This is a genomic window from Nostoc sp. (genome assembly GCF_036917455.1).
Classification (GTDB): Bacteria; Cyanobacteriota; Cyanobacteriia; order Cyanobacteriales; family Nostocaceae; genus Nostoc.
In genome coordinates this window covers 1-18,884 of record NZ_JBALDK010000166.1, presented here as the reverse complement: position 1 = coordinate 18,884, position 18,884 = coordinate 1, and the positions used below count along the sequence as shown (strand labels likewise).

General features: G+C 41.7%; 12 protein-coding genes. 2 read left to right on the top strand and 10 right to left on the bottom strand.

The window, feature by feature from the left end; genetic code table 11:
- Window positions 1-256 precede the first annotated feature (256 nt).
- From V7K42_RS17585 to V7K42_RS17570, 4 genes are all read right to left on the bottom strand, one after another.
- Window positions 257-1,765 (bottom strand): histidine kinase N-terminal 7TM domain-containing diguanylate cyclase, encoded by a 1,509-nt coding sequence (locus V7K42_RS17585; RefSeq protein WP_334918243.1) that lies wholly within the window; start codon window positions 1,763-1,765, stop codon window positions 257-259.
- A gap of 730 nt (window positions 1,766-2,495) precedes the next feature.
- Window positions 2,496-3,350: an HIT family protein gene (locus V7K42_RS17580; protein ID WP_334918241.1), complete on the bottom strand. Its 855-nt coding sequence runs from the start codon at window positions 3,348-3,350 to the stop codon at window positions 2,496-2,498.
- 172 nt (window positions 3,351-3,522) lie between these two features.
- Entirely contained in the window at window positions 3,523-5,403 is a 1,881-nt protein-coding gene (locus tag V7K42_RS17575; protein ID WP_334918239.1) for an ABC transporter ATP-binding protein, read from the bottom strand.
- Window positions 5,404-5,611: 208 nt separating this feature from the next.
- The gene (locus V7K42_RS17570) at window positions 5,612-6,508 is read right to left on the bottom strand and encodes an ATP adenylyltransferase family protein (RefSeq protein ID WP_334918237.1); all 897 of its coding nucleotides are present in this window, start codon (window positions 6,506-6,508) and stop codon (window positions 5,612-5,614) included.
- 237 nt (window positions 6,509-6,745) lie between these two features.
- Between V7K42_RS17570 and V7K42_RS17565 the strand changes: the two genes are divergently transcribed.
- A complete protein-coding gene (locus V7K42_RS17565; RefSeq protein ID WP_334918235.1) occupies window positions 6,746-8,014 on the top strand; it encodes an HhoA/HhoB/HtrA family serine endopeptidase in 1,269 nt (422 codons plus the stop codon).
- Window positions 8,015-8,467: 453 nt separating this feature from the next.
- Here the strand turns inward: V7K42_RS17565 and aroF are convergent, their stop codons facing one another.
- The 3 genes from aroF to rpsO form a co-directional block, all read right to left on the bottom strand.
- On the bottom strand, window positions 8,468-9,526 hold the full coding sequence (gene aroF, locus V7K42_RS17560; protein WP_334918234.1) for a 3-deoxy-7-phosphoheptulonate synthase: 1,059 nt from the start codon (window positions 9,524-9,526) through the stop codon (window positions 8,468-8,470).
- 282 nt (window positions 9,527-9,808) lie between these two features.
- Entirely contained in the window at window positions 9,809-10,279 is a 471-nt protein-coding gene (locus V7K42_RS17555) for a PAM68 family protein (protein WP_334918232.1), read from the bottom strand.
- Window positions 10,280-10,292: 13 nt separating this feature from the next.
- Entirely contained in the window at window positions 10,293-10,562 is a 270-nt protein-coding gene (gene rpsO, locus V7K42_RS17550) for a 30S ribosomal protein S15 (RefSeq protein WP_196526018.1), read from the bottom strand.
- Between the two features lie 374 nt (window positions 10,563-10,936).
- Between rpsO and V7K42_RS17545 the strand changes: the two genes are divergently transcribed.
- Complete coding sequence (locus tag V7K42_RS17545; RefSeq protein WP_334918230.1) at window positions 10,937-14,539, top strand: AAA-like domain-containing protein; 3,603 nt, start codon at window positions 10,937-10,939, stop codon at window positions 14,537-14,539.
- Window positions 14,540-14,612: 73 nt separating this feature from the next.
- Here V7K42_RS17545 and V7K42_RS17540 read toward each other — a convergent pair whose 3' ends face one another.
- From V7K42_RS17540 to glyQ, 3 genes are all read right to left on the bottom strand, one after another.
- Window positions 14,613-15,074, bottom strand: a complete 462-nt coding sequence (locus V7K42_RS17540) for an NADAR family protein (RefSeq protein ID WP_334918228.1) — start codon at window positions 15,072-15,074, stop codon at window positions 14,613-14,615.
- A gap of 38 nt (window positions 15,075-15,112) precedes the next feature.
- Window positions 15,113-17,467: a ComEC/Rec2 family competence protein gene (locus V7K42_RS17535; protein WP_334918226.1), complete on the bottom strand. Its 2,355-nt coding sequence runs from the start codon at window positions 17,465-17,467 to the stop codon at window positions 15,113-15,115.
- 435 nt (window positions 17,468-17,902) lie between these two features.
- Complete coding sequence (glyQ, locus tag V7K42_RS17530) at window positions 17,903-18,772, bottom strand: glycine--tRNA ligase subunit alpha (RefSeq protein ID WP_334918224.1); 870 nt, start codon at window positions 18,770-18,772, stop codon at window positions 17,903-17,905.
- Window positions 18,773-18,884: the final 112 nt, after the last annotated feature.

Sequence of the window (18,884 nt, the reverse complement as noted above, 5' to 3'; positions counted from 1 at the left end):
CTTCAGGGTTCATAGTAATTGCACTTGCCTGGGTATTGTGAGTGTAACTATCTTCCCTCAATTACACCTATATTTGCAAAAGTGAGATGCTCCCATTCAGCAGTGGATCAAGGAAAGCTCTGCCAAGTTATCATAATTGGTAAAGTCAGAAGTAAAACAGGCTTTATATCTACCTTTGAGACTTAAATTGTGTACTTAACCTTCCTTAAAATCTGCTATAAATTATTGTTTAAATTTCTACATTTTATCAATTAAATTACACACACTTAATGCAATTGCGCCCATCTAACTTAGCGGCATATAGCGCTTGATCGACTACTTGCAATAACTCATCAGTAGTTTTTCCATGATCTGGAAACACGGCCACTCCACCTGAAACCGTTGTATATATTTCTTTATCTCTAGATTCCAACCGCGCAGCTTGAAACGATAAACGGATATGTTCAGCGTGTTGAAACGCTTTATCCTGTGTCAGCCCAGGTAAAGCTAGTACAAACTCTTCACCACCATATCGGCATACAATGTTTTGAGAATTAGTATCACTATAGTAGCGAAGAATATCTGCAAATACCTGAATTACGCGATCGCCAGCTTGATGACCAAATGTATCATTAACATTTTTAAAATAATCGATGTCCATAATTATCAAAGCAACTTGCTCAGAATTTCGCGTTGCTCGTATTAGTTCTTTTGGGAATATCTCGTCAAAATAACGTCGATTAAACAAGCCTGTCAGTCCGTCTCGTATAGCCTGTTCTCTTAACTGAACCTGTAATGTTTGAATTTCGAGTACCTGTTTTTGCAAATATTCATTCGCCTCTCGAAGTTCAGATTCAGCCTGATAACGTTGGGAAATGTCACGCAAAACAAGTAAACTTCCTGTTAACTGCTTGCGCCCATTGTGTAATGAGGTAATTAGTAGCTCTACATAACAAGGAGTTAGCGAATCTATGAATATTTCTGTTTTGACGCTTTCATGAGTATGGTACAGCCTGACGATTTCTGGCCATTTTGCTAGAACTTGAGCCGCAGGTTGTCCAATATGCTGCTTTTTTACCCCAATCAGACGTTTTAGCGCCGGATTAAAGTCAATAATCCGGTTTTGGGCATCTAACACCAGCACACCGTCACTCATATTCTCAATCAACGTGTCTCTAGCTACAGGAACGAGGTCAAACATTCGGAAGCGAAAAAGGCTAACAAAATAGAACAGTCCAGCCAGCATAAAGCTCATGGGGGTGATATTTAGACCAGGAGGAGTGAGGCGGAGCATATACAAGCTAGCACCTAATATTGGTAATACTGCACCAGCTAATACCATGCTTGACTGCCGACGAGACAGAACTGATGGCAGTAAGGCTTTCTGAATAAGCATTACTACCCCTGTAAGTGTGTAGAGATAAACGCAGGCCATTATCCAAAAAAAACCCAGATTATGTTGATAAATCACAAAATTAGTTCCTTTGGGATCTGGCAAAAAGCCAGACCAGACTAAACCATGCCATTCGTTTGTTGCTACCAAAATTACATTGAAAGTGGAGATAGCCCATAGCAACGCAATATTTCGAGGCGTTAGCCAACGATTTTTATTTGTGAAGTGCATTGCAAATATGAGGAAGAGTGTAATTACACTGCCTGAGCCGACATACTCCAGTTTTGACCAAAATATTTTTTCTCGGAGGATTGTTGCTGCTGCTTCTATTGCTGCAACTGTAGCGTATCCAGCGATCGCTAGCATCATCGAAATGAAAGGCTTGCTAGCCAAACAAATTGAGCGACGCTACCAAGCTGCAAACGCAACAGCAGTTGAGATGATTACAGTAACGCTCAGAATAACAAAATAGAGATTGCACTGAAAAAGCATGGTGACGAAGCATTTAATATTTGATCTCAACCTTATGAGATAAGTTTGAGCAAGTCATGATTTTCCAGTGATTTTCAGAATCATGTCAAAAAAGCTAAGTTATAGCAGAATTCTGGTCAATACTTCTCGGTTAAGTCAACTTAACGCGAGATGGGCGGTTAGAAACCGCGTCTACACAAACAAAACCCACCTCCGTGGGTTAAACAAGCCTTAACCGAGAAGTGTTGGAATTCTGGCTCATGAATTCTTAGCTCGACTTTATCCATTTTTATGGGAACTTGATACTCCTGCGGAGTCGTTGCACGAACGCCTAAGCTAAAACCTTTATGGAACGGTAGTTTTACTTTTTTGAATTCATTGATAATCTGTGACGTGTAAAAAGTATTTGCCAAAAAGCCAGGGTTTTTGCCGGATAAAGAAAACCGAGTTTTTAATTTTGGATAAAGTCGAGCTTAGAGGTTGAATGAACAAGTTTATTACTGTGACTTTAGACATTTTTAGATCCCCCCTAACCCCCCGATCAATTGGGGGTAAACTGGAATCAAAGTCCCCCTTAAAAAGGGGGATTTAGGGGGATCTAGAACTTTTGATACCGACAAGAGGACTTTTCAAACATCCTCTTAGAGAAAAACTATTGTTTTTTAGGAATAACGTTCCTGATTCCACTTTTATTAGAGACAGTATCACCTTTGTAGCGAGGGATAATATGAATACTGGCGTGCATAATATTTTGACCGGCGGCTCGATTGATATTCATTCCTATATTAAAGCCATCAGGTTCAAATTCTGTTTTGATAATTTCTTGTACTTTATTCACCATAAACCAGCAAGCAGATTGCTCTTTCATTGGTAGTTCAAAATAACTGCTAACATGACGTTTTGGGATAACTAAAACGTGTCCTCTACTTATAGGATAGCCATCAAACATAGCATAAGCAGTCGCTGATTCAGTTAATAAATTGAGATTTTTATGGGGATTACAAAATATACAATAATTAGATGAATTTCGCTGATGATTATAGTGAATATACTCATATAATTCCCGATGCTCATCTAATGAAACTGAAGTAAAAGGTAGTTTTACAACACACTGATAGGTAGGTTTTTTATGCACATAATGTTCTCGAAACCCTTCTTTTTTGAGATCCCTTCTTACAGCATAATAAGCTTTGCCCCCTGGTTTTAATAAGTGTGATACTTCCATAAGAACATTAGTTTGTTCTTCAGTAAATAAAACATTTAAAACATAAAAGCAAATTATTGTATCAAATTTAGTATCAGGATATTCTGGAAAATAATAGGGGTCATAGGCTGTAATATCAAAACCTTTTTGGCGCAATATTTTAACATCATTACCAAAGCCACAGCCAAAATCTAGTATTTTGCCTTGGAGAAGGTTTTGATTTAATAAAAACTGTGCAGGAAATGATAGATAACTTCTTTCGATCGCAGTAAGATGGCTGAAATGATTTTTTTGCTGTTTCATGGAATTTTTGGTGCTGATATCCCAAAATTATTATTCCCAGCATCTCTTGAGGTTATGCGATGTCTATGACGGGCTATTACGCTCGTTCTGCTGTACACTCGTTATCGGTGTCGCATCAGGATCAATACTTAGCTCACGTAACTATTCATCTTAGTTTTTTCCTACCAATCTCTTAGGTTCCCAACATCTGTAAGTTATGCAAAGTGGCATAAAGCCCTCCTTGTTGCAGCAGTTGATCGTGACTTCCCTGTTCGATTAATTCGCCACGCTTCAAAACAAAAATCCGGTCTACATTGCGAATTGTAGAAAGGCGGTGAGCGATAATAATGGCAGTACGTCTAAGCAATAGCTGGTTTAATGCCTCTTGAACTAAAGCTTCTGTGCCAACATCTAAACTAGCGGTAGCTTCATCTAATACCAAAATTTGGGGATCGCGAATGGCAGCCCGCGCAAAGGCTAAAAGTTGCTTTTGACCACTAGAAATATTTGTGCCCCGTTCTCGAAGTTGAGTATCATAACCTTGGGGTAGTTCTTCTATAAACTGGGCAATATTGGTTTGCTCTGCTGCTTGTTGAATCTGTTCAATAGTATAGCCATCTCCTAAAGAAATGTTGCTTTTAATATCGCCTGCAAACAAAAAGCCATCTTGTAAAATCACTGCCATATAGCGCCGCAGTTCTGCCTGTGGGACTTCTCGAATATCTACGCCATCGATGAGAATGCGTCCTTGGGTGGGTTCGTAGAGGCGGCACAAAAGCCGGATGATCGAAGTTTTACCCGCACCTGTGGGGCCGACTAAGGCCACTTTTTCACCAGGACGAATGGTGAAATCTAAGTCTTTAATTACATAATCATCATTTTTGTAAGCAAACCAGACACGATCGAAGCGAATCTCGCCAAGTTCAGGTGGGGAAGTGATATCTGGGGATTCTAGATTTGCAACGATCTCGTCTATGTAGCCGAATTTAGCATCAAATATTGAAAAGCGCACATTGGCGCGATCGCGGATTTCTATCGGTTCATCTAATATATCGCCTACGCGTTCAATGGCGGTAAAACCAGCTTGAATGACTGTAAATTTTTCGGCAAAATCTCTTAAAGGGTCAAATAATCGCTGGGCATACAAGATAAATGCAGATAAAGTCCCAAAAGCTAAACTTTTTCCTGAGAGTAACGAACCACCCATGTACAAAACAGCTGCGATCGCAATCAGCCCAATCCATTCTAAGGTTGCTGAAATAAATGAATCATAAAAGATGGTTTGATCCATTTGCTGAGTGTAATGGCTGTTGGTGGCGCGAAACAGTTCGGCATTAAATTTTTCTCTGCGGAACAGCTGCACTACGTTAATGCCAAGGACATTTTCTTGTAACTGTGAGTTCAATATAGAAAGTTCTTCCCGCCCTTTGTAATTAGCTTTGCGATATTGTTGCTGAATGTAAACAATTAACCAGGTAACTGGTAACAGCATCAATAGCAACAAGCAAGTGAGTTGCCATTGAATGGAAAACATTAAAGCCAAAATCACCAACATGGAAAACAAATTAGACACGATGCCAATTGCCCCAGTGGAAAAGACATCGCCCAACACTTCCACATCGCTGGTAATTCTGGTGATTAATTTACCTACAGGTGTGCGGTCAAAAAAGCGTACTGCTAGGGATGTTACGTGTTGGAATAAGTCTTGGCGAATTGCGACAGTGATTTCTTGCCCTAGCTTCTGTACTAAATAACCCTGGTAGCCTGTCAAAACCAATCGGATTGCGATCGCAACGAACAACAATCCCTCCAGAATATTTAGCCCTTGGGACAAGGGGCGATTCTTGAGAAATTCGTAAGTGCTTGGTTCATTGCGAATTAGGGAGATAACTTGGCCAATCAACAGAGGTTGTATGGCATTAGCTAGTGCAAGCGGTACAAGTAGGGACATCGACAGCGTTAACAGTCGTCCGCTACGACGGGCATAAGGCACTAACCGCAAAAACAACCGCCAGTCATTTTCACGCCGACGAGGTTGTGTATAAGATTTTTTGAGGAATTGGTAGATGCTCATAGTAAGAGCATTATAGTGAACTACCCCGCTATATTATCCGATGGGGCTTCCCAATTCATCGGGAATAACCTCCAGGACTCTTTAATTTTATTGGTCTGACACTCCCTTCAAGGGAAGGAGTCCTGATTCCCAAGACCAAAATCTTTTACCCAGACACTTCAGGGTAACTACCCAAATAACTTTTAGGACGGATACCATACCAACTTGGTTAAGATATAGCAACGTTTTTGAGAATCGTCATCGGCCCTTGGGCTTTGAGAATCTCCATTTCGGCTGCGTTTCGCACTAGCAAAGCACCAGCGAATCCTAATGAATTCACAGAGATAGATTGGAAATGCTCCTGCCTTCGCGGTACGATTAACATCCATTCTCGTGTCGCTAGCAGATTGTAAGCACCCAATTGCCTTGCATCTAGACCTACAGCCCCTAGCAAAGTACGATAAACTTCTAGTGTTGCTTCGGCTGCTGTGAATGGCGACTGTATCCAATCAGGATTTAGTGGTGCGATCGCGTGTATAAAAGGAAGCTTTGTTAAAGTTGCGTTCGAGTCCTGAAATTGTGCTGCTGTCAGTAGAGGTTCAGTAGGTATCTGTAACCCTGAAGATGCAAGGGGTAGTGGTACTAATTGCAAGTGTTTGTGTCGCTGACTAGCACCTGCGTTTTTGCCACTGTTGTAAAATGCTAAACCATCAAAATCAGCTAGACACGCCCACATAGCGGCAAAATCTTCCAGAGTTAGCAAACTTTCCTGTTCCTCGAAGGCACGGGTAATGATTAGCAGGTGATAATCGACAACATTATATTTATTGAAGATACATACATGAGTATCGGAGATATCCGCCACAAATAAATCTTCTTCATAAGGCAAAAAAGGATTAAACTCTTGACCAGAGAGAACAGATTGTTTTTCCTGTTTCTCCTTCGCTGCTTTTTTGCGATTCAGGTTAGACAAAATCCGCACCAAAAAGCGCACACCATCCTGTTCGACAAATTCAAATTCTGTCGGTATCGACAGTAGCGCCCCGCATTGCAAAGCATATTCAGTTCGTTCTTTAACACTTGTCCATAAAGTGCCAGGTTTCAGTAAGATTTTCCCCTGTGCCATTTTATTCCTTTAGGCATGGTATGGAACACGCAGTCAACTTAATATAAAATTGGCGGTTATAAACCTTACTAGTTCTAAGTTTATACGCATTATATTTGTGTGCCCCTACGAATGAGTATATTCCAAAACGGTTTAATAAAATACCAAAGCTTTCACAACAACGCAATACCTCCGCAACAAAACTGTCACAAATTATATCTACATTAGTAATACATCTAAATATCCTTCCAGACAGCAATGCAAAACCAATCTCGTGATGGAGAACACCCATCAAATAGCATTTTATCCAACACTGCTGATGTCAAATACCATAATCGAGCCCCCTGGAAAAAGGCTGCCGCCTCTCTATCGCTGGTGCTGCTGGGATCGGGTATGACATTTGCAGGCGGCTACATGGCTGGACACCCTCAGCAGGTGTCTGAAAGTGCATCTAATTTGGCAGTGAGTCGAGTAAATGCGGCTCCTCCATTACCAACTACCACAGATCCTAACTTTGTTACCCAGGTGGTACAAAGGGTTGGGCCGGCTGTAGTGCGAATTGATTCTTCCCGAACCATAAAAACTCAGATACCAGATGAATTTAACGATCCATTTTTCCAACGCTTCTTTGGCTCTCAAATGCCAGAACAACAACAGAATCGCGTAGAACGGGGTACTGGTTCAGGTTTTATTATTAGTGCTGATGGTCGTATTCTTACCAATGCTCACGTAGTCGATGGTGCTGATACGGTAACAGTAACACTTAAGGATGGACGTAGCTTTAAAGGAAAGGTTTTAGGAAAAGATGAGTTGACTGATGTTGCTGTTGTCAAGATTCAGGCGGACAATCTGCCTTTAGTTGCATTAGGTAACTCAGATAAACTGCAACCCGGAGAATGGGCGATCGCGATCGGCAACCCCCTTGGACTAGATAATACAGTAACTACCGGAATTATCAGTGCTACCGGACGCAGTAGCAATCTAATCGGCGCTCCCGATAAACGAGTAGAGTATATTCAAACTGATGCAGCCATTAATCCCGGTAACTCCGGTGGGCCCTTGCTAAATTATCGTGGTGAGGTAATTGCCATGAATACAGCCATTATCCAAGGGGCCCAAGGATTAGGTTTTGCTATTCCCATCAACACAGCACAACGCATTTCCAGTCAACTAATAGCTACAGGCAAAGTAGAACATCCTTATTTGGGAATTCAAATGGTAGGGTTAACGCCTCAGCTAAAACAAAACATCAACTCAGATCCTAATAGCGGTTTGAGTGTAAATGAAGATAAAGGTGTATTAGTTGTGAAAGTTGTGCCAAATTCACCAGCGGCTAAAGCAGGGATACGTGCTGGTGATGTTATCCAAAAACTTGGTGGTCAATCAGTCACAGATGCTAGCAGTGTCCAAAAGGTAGTAGAAAATAGCCAAGTCGGGGGTGATTTGCGCTTAGAATTACGTCGCAATGGACAAAATCTTAACGTAGCCGTGCAACCTGGGGCTTTCCCCACCCAACCAGTACAATAAAAGTTTTTTATTGAGTCGAAGTGAATTTTTTGGGATGGGTATTTTGCCTGTCCCTTTTTTTTTGGTGGCAAAGATAAGCTGGGAATTGCCATAAACATCATAAGTTTTCTTCAAAAACAGAGTTATAGTAAGGGACTGGGGACTAGGGACTGGGTGAAAAGTCTTCTTGTGTCTAAGTTTCATCATCTGTTTATGTCCTAACCACCAAGGCTTGTGCTATATCAAACCAGAATTCAGGAGTCAGAATTCAGCATGAATTCTGTATTAGTGGCGGATAGCGACACGAGAAAGCGAGTCTTCTCCCTTGGTGCTAGCCTCTTCCTTTGAGAGAAGCTAGCGCCAAGGGCGAACGAGCGTCTGAATAAACGGGTTAAAACCACCTTGGGGATATTTCTCAAGGGGAATTATTTCATATTTATTAATAAATAGGTAGCAAGAAGTTACAACTGAATTTTAAGCTAGAGCGACTGCTGGTTGCGGCCAGCGTCCTACTGCCTTACCAATTACTGCTAATTCTTGCATCAATTTATCAAAACGGTCTGGTGTCACAGATTGAGGCCCGTCGGATAAAGCTTTGGCTGGGTTGGGGTGAACTTCTATCATCAGAGAATCTGTACCAGCTGCGATCGCAGCCATTGCCATTGAGGGCACAAACTCAGACCAGCCTACGCCGTGGCTGGGGTCAATCATAATTGGCAGGTGAGTCAGCTTTCGCAACACTGGCACTACCGATAAATCCAGCGTATTTCGCGTATACTGACGGTCAAAGGTGCGTATTCCCCTTTCACACAAAATCACATTAGAATTCCCAGATGCCAAAATATACTCGGCTGCCATCAACCAATCTTCAATAGTAGCCGCCATTCCTCGCTTTAATAAAACTGGTTTCGGCTGCGCTCCCACTTTTTTGAGCAAGGAGAAATTCTGCATATTTCTTGCCCCAACCTGAATCACATCAGCAACTTCGACAATTTTATCCAAGTCAACTGCATCCATCACTTCTGTAATAATACCTAGCCCGCTAACTTCCCGCGCCTTTGCCAATAAATCCAAAGCACTCTCGCCGTGTCCTTGAAAGGCGTAAGGTGAAGTCCGAGGTTTGTATGCCCCGCCGCGCAAAAACTTAGCTCCAGCCGTCTTAACGCGCCGTGCTGTCTCCACAATCATTTCTTCATTTTCTACCGAACAAGGGCCAGCAACTACTACCAAAGGCTGGTGTTCACCAAATATCACTTTTCCATTGGGAGTATTAACTACTACTTCCGAAGCTTCACCGTGACGGTATTGGCGGCTGGCTCGTTTGTAAGGTTGCTCTACCCGTAATACCTGCTCAATCCAGGGGCTAAGTTCCTGAATTTGTAATGGATCTAAGCTAGCAGTTTCACCGACAAGACCAATAACTACTTTATGTTGACCAACAATTTTTTCTGGAGTTAGCCCCCAGCTAGTTAATTCCTCATCAATGCGGTTTATTTCCGCCTCTGGGGAACCACTTTTCATTACTATAATCATGTAAAACTTCCTGATTAATTGAGTAATATTTTTTTGTAAATGGCCTAGCCTTATTGTTGCCTATTGCCCTAATTACGAGTAGTTAAAAACAAAATTTATTTACAAAATAAATAGACAAAATTATAGCGCTCAGTCAGTAGTTTTACTACTGGGTAGCTGAATGCAGGTATAAAAAGATTATATAATTTTAATTAGCAATGTTGAAGTTATAAAATTTTAACTTCAACATTCACTTCTTCCTTTACCCAATACCGCAGTTACCTAATACCTGAGCGCCGTTCATTATGAGTTTTTTTGGCGAGTTTCGCGCCAAACTGCTACCATTCGTCCCCAATTGGTGTTGAACTCACCGAAACCTAGCAAACTTCCGACTCTTTGTTCATCCCAAGAGGCAGAAAGAACGCCGTAAGTTATCCCTAAAACCCCTAAACCAAACAATCCCATGTTCACCAATAACACGGCGATGGGAGGTAGTTTGATATCGGAGTAGATAGCAAGCAGATAGCTGATAACTAAGGCGCTAATGCCCAAAGCTGTTGGTACACCACAGAATCCAACTACCCGACGGATCATTCTCTGGCTGACTACTTGGGGAATAGCCATCTCTTCTTTGGTGTAAGTCGGTTTTCTATCAGCCTGTTTGCCTGATTCTTGTGGCTGTGTTGCTGGTTTACTTTGAGTTTTTGCGGGTTTTTGGCGCTTTTTGTTTGGTTCAAAGGGCAAGTGACTGCGTTCAGATTCTTCAGCAGACATAAGCGGTAGTTCCCTATCCACGAATACCGAGACGAGCGATCAAAGCTTGATACTTTTCCCGGCTTTCCTGCGATATGTACGCTAGAAGGCGCTTGCGCTGACCAATTAGCTTCAACAGTCCCCGACGAGAAGAATGGTCTTTTTTATTTGCCTGGAGATGTTCACTGAGGCGGTTAATGCGCTCAGTTAGCATGGCAACTTGGACATCGGACGATCCCGTGTCGGTTTCGTGAACTTGGTAATTGGAAATGATTTCTTGTTTCCGCAGTTGCGTCAGAGCCATGATTGATTCAATTTCTAGTTTTTCTAAATGTATCTAGCAGTCTCCCATAATATCACAGCCCTTAAGCTGGATGTCGAATCATCTTTGCTGCTACACCTTGCAATTTAGAATACTAAGTAAAAAATAGCGATCGCATCTTAACCACCTTGCGAACTCCACCACGCTGATTTTGCCAAACAATTATAGTTTCCACAATTAAGGGGATTTAAAGGTTATAAAGACTCTTGATTATAGGATGATCTTGCCTGGAGCAAATGTTTCCAATCTTCAAAAAGCACAAGTGTGTAAGTGTAGCTTGTTATAAATATCGCCGCAACCATCATTCAATTACTATTCATTGTGTTAATCTCTTTGTTTGATAATCTTACTTCAATATGAGATACCAGGTAGGGGGTAGTCTTCGCAGTGACGATCCCACTTATGTTATTCGTCAGGCAGACGAAAAACTTTATACAAGCCTGAAGGCTGGCGATTTTTGTTACGTCTTCAATTCTCGACAGATGGGCAAGTCATCGCTATTACAGCGCACAAGTTATCGCCTCAGACAGGAAGGCTATAACTGTGTTTACTTGGATATGACCACATTGGGTAGCGAAGATACTACACCAGAACAATGGTATAAGGGCGTTATTATCAGCTTATTCTACGCCTTAAATCTGGTAGAAAAAGTCAAATTTAAGCAATGGTGGGAGATGCAAGCAGGTCTTTCCTCAGTGCAAAAACTACACCAGTTTATAGAAGAAGTGTTGCTGCCAAACACCAAAGCTGAACGTATTTTCATCTTTATTGATGAGATTGATAGTTTGTTAAGTTTAAATTTTCCTGCCAGTGACTTTTTTGCCTGGATTCATCATTGTTATAACCAACAGGCACACGATCCGAATTTTCAACGGTTGGGATTTACACTATTTGGGGTCGCCAGTCCATCTGACCTAATTTCTGACAAACGTCGCACACCTTTTAATATTGGTACAGCAATAGATTTACATGGCTTTCAACTTCATGAAGCCACGCCATTGTTAAAGGGATTAGAGGAAGTTATCACTCAGCCGGAAGCAGTACTTCAAGAGATTCTTTACTGGAGTGGCGGACAACCATTTTTGACCCAAAAACTTTGCCAGTTAATTGCCCACACAGCTTTAGAAACATCTAATAGAAAAATTGATTTACCGCTAGGAACAGAAGCATCTTGGATAGAGCAATTTGTGCGATCGCAGATTATTCAACATTGGGAAGCCAAGGACGATCCCGAACACCTCCGCACAATTCGCGATCGCCTACTTTTTAACGAACACCGAGCCGGAAGATTACTAGGGCTTTACCAACGAGTGTTGCAAGCAGAAGAAGCAGGGGAGCAGGGAAGCAGAGGAGCAGAGGAGAAAAGTTTTCCTCTTTGCGTGTTTCCCCGTGTGCCCGATCTTTGTGTGCCGACTGATGATAGTCAAGAACAGGCAGAACTGTTGTTATCTGGTGTAGTCGAGAAACACAACGGCTATCTCAAAATTAAAAATCCCATCTATCAAAATGTTTTTAATACTGAATGGGTGATCAAGCATTTGGACAATCTTCGCCCTTATTCGCAAACATTTAATTCTTGGGTAGCCTCTTCCTTTAAAGATGAATCGCGTCTTTTGCGAGGACAGGCTCTAAAAGATACTCAAAATTGGGCGCAGGGCAAAAGTTTGAGTGATTTGGATTATAAATTCTTAGCTGCTAGTCAAGAATACGAACGGCGCGAAGTGCAGACGGCATTAGAGGCAGCCCGCGCCAAAGAGGTAGAAGCACGACTAGCCCAAGAGAAAAAAACTGCTAGACTGCAAAGATTTTTACTAATTGCAGTGTGTATTGGTTTGCTCGTTTCTTCTTCTTTAGGAATAGGAAGTTTCATTTTGTACCGTCAAGCTCTTAAAAGCGCAAGTCAAGCCAGAAGCAGCGAAATTAGAGCGCTTGTATCTTCTTCTGAAGGATTATTTACCTCAAATCGCAGATTAGATGCGCTGATAGAAGCAATTAAAGCCAAACATCGGTTGCAAAAACTAGGTAAATCAAACATAAATATTCAGCGTCAGGTAGACAACGTATTACGCCAAGCAGTTTATGGAGCAGACGAGTACAATCGTTTTTCGGGTCATACAGCAGCTGTTTTAGCAGTAGATGTCAGTCCTGACAGTTCTTTGATTGCCTCAGCAAGTATAGATAAAACAATCAAGCTTTGGCGACGTGATGGTACAAAAGTTGCAACTCTCAAAGGTCATCAGGCAGCAGTTAGGGCAATCGATTTTAGCTCCGACGGCCAGACACTCGCCTCAGCAAGCGAAGATGGAACTATTAAAATCTGGAAGCAAAACGGCACTTTGCTAAATACCTTCAAAGGTCATACTGCTTCAGTCTGGGGAGTAGCATTTAGTCCCGATAGTCAGTTTCTTGCCTCTGCAAGTTTCGACAGAACTGTGAAACTCTGGAAGCGAGACGGAACCTTGCTGAAAACATTTCAAGATTACACAGTAGGATTTTGGGGAGTCGCATTTAGTCCTGATGGTCAAATAGTTGCTGCTGCAAATCTCGACAAGACAATAAAACTCTGGAAACGGGACGGTTCGGGTTGGCAAAACGCCAAGCCTTTACAACCTCTCCAAGGTCATACAGGTTGGGTTATAGGATTAGCTTTCAGCCCTGACGGCCAGATCATTGCATCAGCTAGTGAAGATGCAACTGTCAAACTCTGGCAGCGAAACAGTATAGATGGCAGCTACCGCCTTAATAAAACGCTTAAAGGTAACAGCGCTGGAATTTCGGGAGTCGCTTTTAGTCCCGATGGTCAAACTATTGCCTGTGCCAGTCTTGACAAAACAATTAAACTTTGGAACATTGATGGTACAGAATTAAAAACGCTGAAAGGACACACTGCGTCTGTTTGGGGAGTGGCTTTTAGTCCAGATGGCAACTTTATTGCATCGGCAGGCGCAGAAAATGTTGTCAGACTCTGGCAAAGTCAAAACCCATTCCAGAAGTCTATCATTGCCCATAAAGCTGGGATTTGGTCAATAGCTATTACCTCCGACAGTTCAGCGATCGCTACAGCTAGCCACGAGAACACCGCTAAACTTTGGAGTCGCCAAGGTAAATTGCTCAAAATTTTTACTGAATCTGGGGGCGCAATCTTTGAGGTTTCATTTAGTGAAGACAGCAAATTAATTGCGCTTCGCGCTTACGATGATACGGTAAAGCTCAGAAAGCGAGACGGTACTTTAGTCGCTACTTACAAAGATCCTCTCGGTAAACTCTTAGCAGCAACATTAAGTCCTGATGGGCAAGCGATCGCAATGGCAAATGTTGACAAAATTGCTCAAATATGGAAACGCGATCGCTCTACACCACAGATTCTCAAAGGACATCAGGCGGAAGTTTGGCACGTCGTATTTAGTCCAGACGGTCGGCTTGTTGGTTCCGCTAGTGGCGATAGTACTGCTAAATTGTGGACTCTTGATGGTAAATTGTTCAAAACCCTTGTAGGTCATTCCGCAACAGTATGGAGAATAGCCTTCAGCCCTGACAGTAAGATGGTAGCTACTGGAAGTGGCGACAATACTGTGAAGCTATGGACAGTTGAGGGCAAATTGCTGAAGACTTTTAAAGGTCATACGGCTGCAATTTGGGGAGTTGCGTTTAGTCCCGATGGAAAAATTGTTGCTTCTGGGAGTGTGGATGCTACCGTCAAACTTTGGAAGTTAGACGGTACAGAAATCACAACTCTCAAAGGACATACCGCAGCAATTAGGGATATTGCCATCAGTCGGGATGGGACAATGCTTGTTTCAGGAGGTGATGACAACACACTGATTCTATGGAATTTGCCGCGAATTCTCAACCTAGACACAGCAACTTATGCTTGCACCCTAGTGCAGGATTATTTGAAAACTAACATAGCAGCAGAAGAGAGCGAACGCACAATTTGCGATCCCATACATTTAAACTAAAACTTAAAAGGCTACCTTTTTTTCATCCTCAAAATTACTTTTTTTGCTAAGTGTCTTAACTTTACTTGTATATTTACTCTGATGCTGAGGATGTACTGTATGTATGGTGCAGAATCTCTCGCACCTCCACTAAAATTTTTCCCAGCATGTTTTTACCACTACCATCAGATCCGCAACCCCAGTAAAAATCGATGGGCGAGTTTTCAACAATTTCTGCCTTACCAGTGGAAAGTAAGATATCCCTAATATCTGTATGAGTTTGAAATTTACATAGCACAGCTTGCCGCATTATGTCGTCTTTAACTTGTTCCCAATCTTGACGAAGAGGGCGGGTTCTTTCACGCCCCATTTTTGCCGCATCTTTAGGTGTTTTAACTAGACGGATTTTTTCTAAATGAGGTGTACCCACAAACTTTTGTGCTTGAAAGTAATGTTCGCTAGTTGACCAATATAATCCATCTAATTCAAAGCCGTGGGGCGAAAAGTTGGAGAAACAGCCATATTCTTCACGAGTACTATAAAAGTAAATTGTCATATAAATTAATGCCGCTTTGTGATACCACTTTGAATTTTTTATAAAATAGATGATTTATTTTCTGCTGCTTCAATAAACGCCTCAAACTGACCATCAGGAGTCCATTGAATCGCGCCATCTCGTCCTGTAAAAAATAGTTTCGTTTTGCTTTGATTCAATTCAGATAAAACCTTTGGATCGAAGTTAGCAGAAGAAGCGATCGCTACTTGTGGTTGCAGAGCAATAACTAAATCTTTTAATGACTGCGGGGAACACCATAGCACTTGTGGACGAGGCAAACTCCCATTTTTAACTAATTGCTGTACCTCTTTCGACTTGACATTACCAACTAATAACCAATTTTGGTCTAAAATTTGCAATTGTAATATAGGTAATTGGTCATTAATTAATTGGACCACTATTGAACCAGTTTTTACAGTTTGACCAACTGCCATCGGTTGGTAAGAACCCTGATACTTTTGTAATTCTTGTTGAATTGCCTGAGTCGCAACAGAATTCTCTGGATTAGAGGAATATTCATAGAAATTTTTGATTGGTAAACGTTGCAGTAATTCCAACCAAGCATTACTTTCATTGCCTTGAAAATCAGTTGCGATCGCCCAATTGATTTGATTTACACCCTGCTGTTGTAAAAACGGAAGGATTGTGAAACGTCCAGTTCCTTCATCGCCACTATTAATTACAGTTACAGTCCCTCTATCTTGAACAATTACAATTGGTTCCGTACCAGATTCTAATACCGTTATTCTAAATAATGTATTTGTAGAATGCCAAAGGGGGATGAATACTAAACCGATCGCCATCACATTAGCAACCCACCACCGACGTTGCCACCAAGGGACTAGCCAAACCAATATAATAAGTGCGTAAATCGCTAAAAACTGCCAAGTAGATATACTACCTACAGCAACAGAATTTCCGGGCAACTTGCTAAAAAATTCTACTAATTTAATTAGCCAGTCTGTGGGGTAATGCAACACCGCAGCCAGGAAACTTCCTGCCTGAGTCCAGATTAAACCTACTAACGCACTAATGATTCCACCTATACTAATAATCGAAATTAATGGGGTACTAATCACATTCAGCAACAGACTATAAGATGGTACAACCCCAAACACAAAAAGTTGTACAGGTAAAGTCCAAAGAGTTGCGGCAAGGGGAACAGCAATCAAAGAAGCGATCGCAGGTGGTAGCCATGCTAGACGATTGACTAATGCAGGTACTGTTACGACTAATCCCAGCGTTGCTAAAAAACTCAATTGAAAACCTAAATCCCAAATCCATAGGGGATTAAACACTAATAACAGAGTTGCTGCTAATAGTAACGATCCGAACTGTTTTACCTTCCTTTTTAATAACAACCCAACTAATGCCGCAAAACCCATAATTACGGCTCTGAGAACCGCAGGTTGAAAACCCGTTAAACTCAGAAAAATAATTAAAGCCAAAAAGCCAAAGGTAAATTGTGTTCCTTTTTTTGCCCGCCTCGTTAACTGTAAAATCACACTCAAAATTAAGGAAGTTTGGAACCCGGAAGCTGCCAAAGCATGAGCTAATCCGGCTTGTACAAACAAATCGCGGATATCGTAGGGTAAATCAACAGCTTTGCTTCCCAACACCATTGCACTGACAAGAGGCCCTTCAGGAATACCCAACCACCGAACTTGCGATCGCACAATTCGCTCCCGAATTTGCCACCATCCCCATTTACGTTCCTGATCCAAAACATTTATTTGTCGCCCAATCAAACCAGCAAACGTTCCTTCCTGCTTGAGAAACTTCTGAAAATCGAAACCACCAGGATTGGAAGCCGCCTTTGGTTTGTACAAAATCCCAGTCACAGCAATTTGTTGACTAGGGTATAACCCAGTAGCCTGAAGTATAGGCACTGTCACATACAATTTACCCGTTACTCCTTTTGGGACACCTGCTGAACCTTTTTCATTTTTAACCTCATCTATTTGAGTTGCTTCCAGCCAAAATTGTCCTCGCTGACTGCGAGTTAATCGGGGATTACTCGCCACTTCCCCACGAACAATCACAAGTTGTTCTTGATTATTGCTATTTCCGGGTGGAACAAACTGACTAATATCTTTTGCACCTGGTTGAGGCACTCGCCATTGAAAATATAGAGTTGCCAATAATCCCACCAAACCAGCAGCTAGCCATATTCGAGGATGGGAATTAGTTTGCCAAGTGTTAAATACTGCCTTATTTTTACTTCCAGCCTTTTCTGCTTTCTGAGCAAGTTGTTGTAAATTTGTGCGTCTTCTAAAAACAATTGCTCCCACTATCCCCAAAACCAAAATCCATACACCACCCCAAGGAACTGCTGTAAACAGCAACCCAAAAATATAACCAAGACAAATAATTACACCACTGGTTTGAATCATAAAATTTTTTGTAAAAGCACCTGACACCCCGAATTTGCAGCTGGCTTAAAAATAGCTAGGGCAGCAATAGAGAAAAACCCACGTTGCTGAAATTGGTTATGAAATTCAAAAATTAAATATTCTAAACTCTTATTATCTATACCTGGAACGCTTCTGCGTGAACTTTTCATCTTTTTTATCAGCAACGCCGAAAAATTTTATGCTTGTGGTGAAGTATAGTCCATCAAGTTTATACAAACAAAGCCCGCCTATGCGGGCCTGCACCTTATAGCCTTAATCTTCTAGACTCAAGATTTAAGAGCATTTCTGACCTTTAGCAATAGCTACACCATTAAAGATATATCTAGCTGATAAAATGCAAAATCAAGGGTTTGCTAACCTGCGGAGGCAGGTTTTGTCTGTGTAGCCGCGACTTCGAGTCGCCCAGCTATGCTTTCAATCTTTGAGTAACGGAAAACCCAACTTCTCTCTTTGCTCAACATATAAATGAGCAACCTTCCTAGCCAAATGCCGAATCCTGGCAATATAGCGAGTTCTCTCCGTCACCGAAATCACACCTCTAGCATCCAGCAGATTAAACGTGTGCGAACACTTCATTACATAATCCAAACTGGGTAACACCAAACCCTTCTCCGTTAACTGAGTAGCTTCCTGCTCATACAAATTAAACAGTGTCAGCAGCAATTCAGGATTAGACGCTTCAAAATTGTATGTACTCTGCTCAATTTCATTTTGCAGAAAAACATCACCATAAGTAATATTGTCCGTCCAATGAATCTTAGTAATTGCCTCCACTTCCTGGAGGTACATCACCAATCGCTCTAAACCATAAGTAATTTCAATAGACACCGGACGACAATCAATACCCCCACACTGCTGGAAGTAAGTAAACTGAGTAATCTCCATCCCATCTAACCATACTTCCCAGCCAGTACCCCAAGCTCCCACCGTCGCATCTTCCCAGTTATCCTCTACAAACCGAATATCGTGATCTTCAGGACGAACACCTAAAACCCTCAAAGAATCAAGATATATCTCTTGAATATTATCTGGCGACGGCTTAATCAGAACTTGGTATTGATAATAGTGTTGGAAGCGATTTGGGTTTTCGCCATAGCGTCCATCTGTAGGGCGACGACAAGGTTCAACGTAAGCAACAGCCCACGGTTCTGGTCCCAATGCTCTTAAAAATGTCTGCGGATTCTTAGTCCCAGCCCCCTTCTCAATGTCATAGGGCTGGGCTATAAGACAGCCGCGATCGCTCCAAAACTGATGCAATAAACTTATTACCGACTGAAAATTCACGCTTGTTCAATCCTTAGTCAACACAGTGCATAATCCATTGTTGCCTACAAGCCAACACTGTAGTTAGTTTCAGGAGACAGTAAAAGCTCTCCAAAAAAATTTTGGAGAAAAT

What these genes read in the sequence shown, in the direction of transcription:
- V7K42_RS17580 (WP_334918241.1), bottom strand. Translation starts at nt 3,350, where the DNA reads ATGAAACAGCAAAAAAATCATTTCAGCCATCTTACTGCGATCGAAAGA.
- V7K42_RS17575 (WP_334918239.1), bottom strand. Translation starts at nt 5,403, where the DNA reads ATGAGCATCTACCAATTCCTCAAAAAATCTTATACACAACCTCGTCGG.
- V7K42_RS17570 (WP_334918237.1), bottom strand. Translation starts at nt 6,508, where the DNA reads ATGGCACAGGGGAAAATCTTACTGAAACCTGGCACTTTATGGACAAGT.
- V7K42_RS17565 (WP_334918235.1), top strand. Translation starts at nt 6,746, where the DNA reads ATGCAAAACCAATCTCGTGATGGAGAACACCCATCAAATAGCATTTTA.
- aroF (WP_334918234.1), bottom strand. Translation starts at nt 9,526, where the DNA reads ATGATTATAGTAATGAAAAGTGGTTCCCCAGAGGCGGAAATAAACCGC.
- V7K42_RS17555 (WP_334918232.1), bottom strand. Translation starts at nt 10,279, where the DNA reads ATGTCTGCTGAAGAATCTGAACGCAGTCACTTGCCCTTTGAACCAAAC.
- rpsO (WP_196526018.1), bottom strand. Translation starts at nt 10,562, where the DNA reads ATGGCTCTGACGCAACTGCGGAAACAAGAAATCATTTCCAATTACCAA.
- V7K42_RS17545 (WP_334918230.1), top strand. Translation starts at nt 10,937, where the DNA reads ATGAGATACCAGGTAGGGGGTAGTCTTCGCAGTGACGATCCCACTTAT.
- V7K42_RS17540 (WP_334918228.1), bottom strand. Translation starts at nt 15,074, where the DNA reads ATGACAATTTACTTTTATAGTACTCGTGAAGAATATGGCTGTTTCTCC.
- V7K42_RS17535 (WP_334918226.1), bottom strand. Translation starts at nt 17,467, where the DNA reads ATGATTCAAACCAGTGGTGTAATTATTTGTCTTGGTTATATTTTTGGG.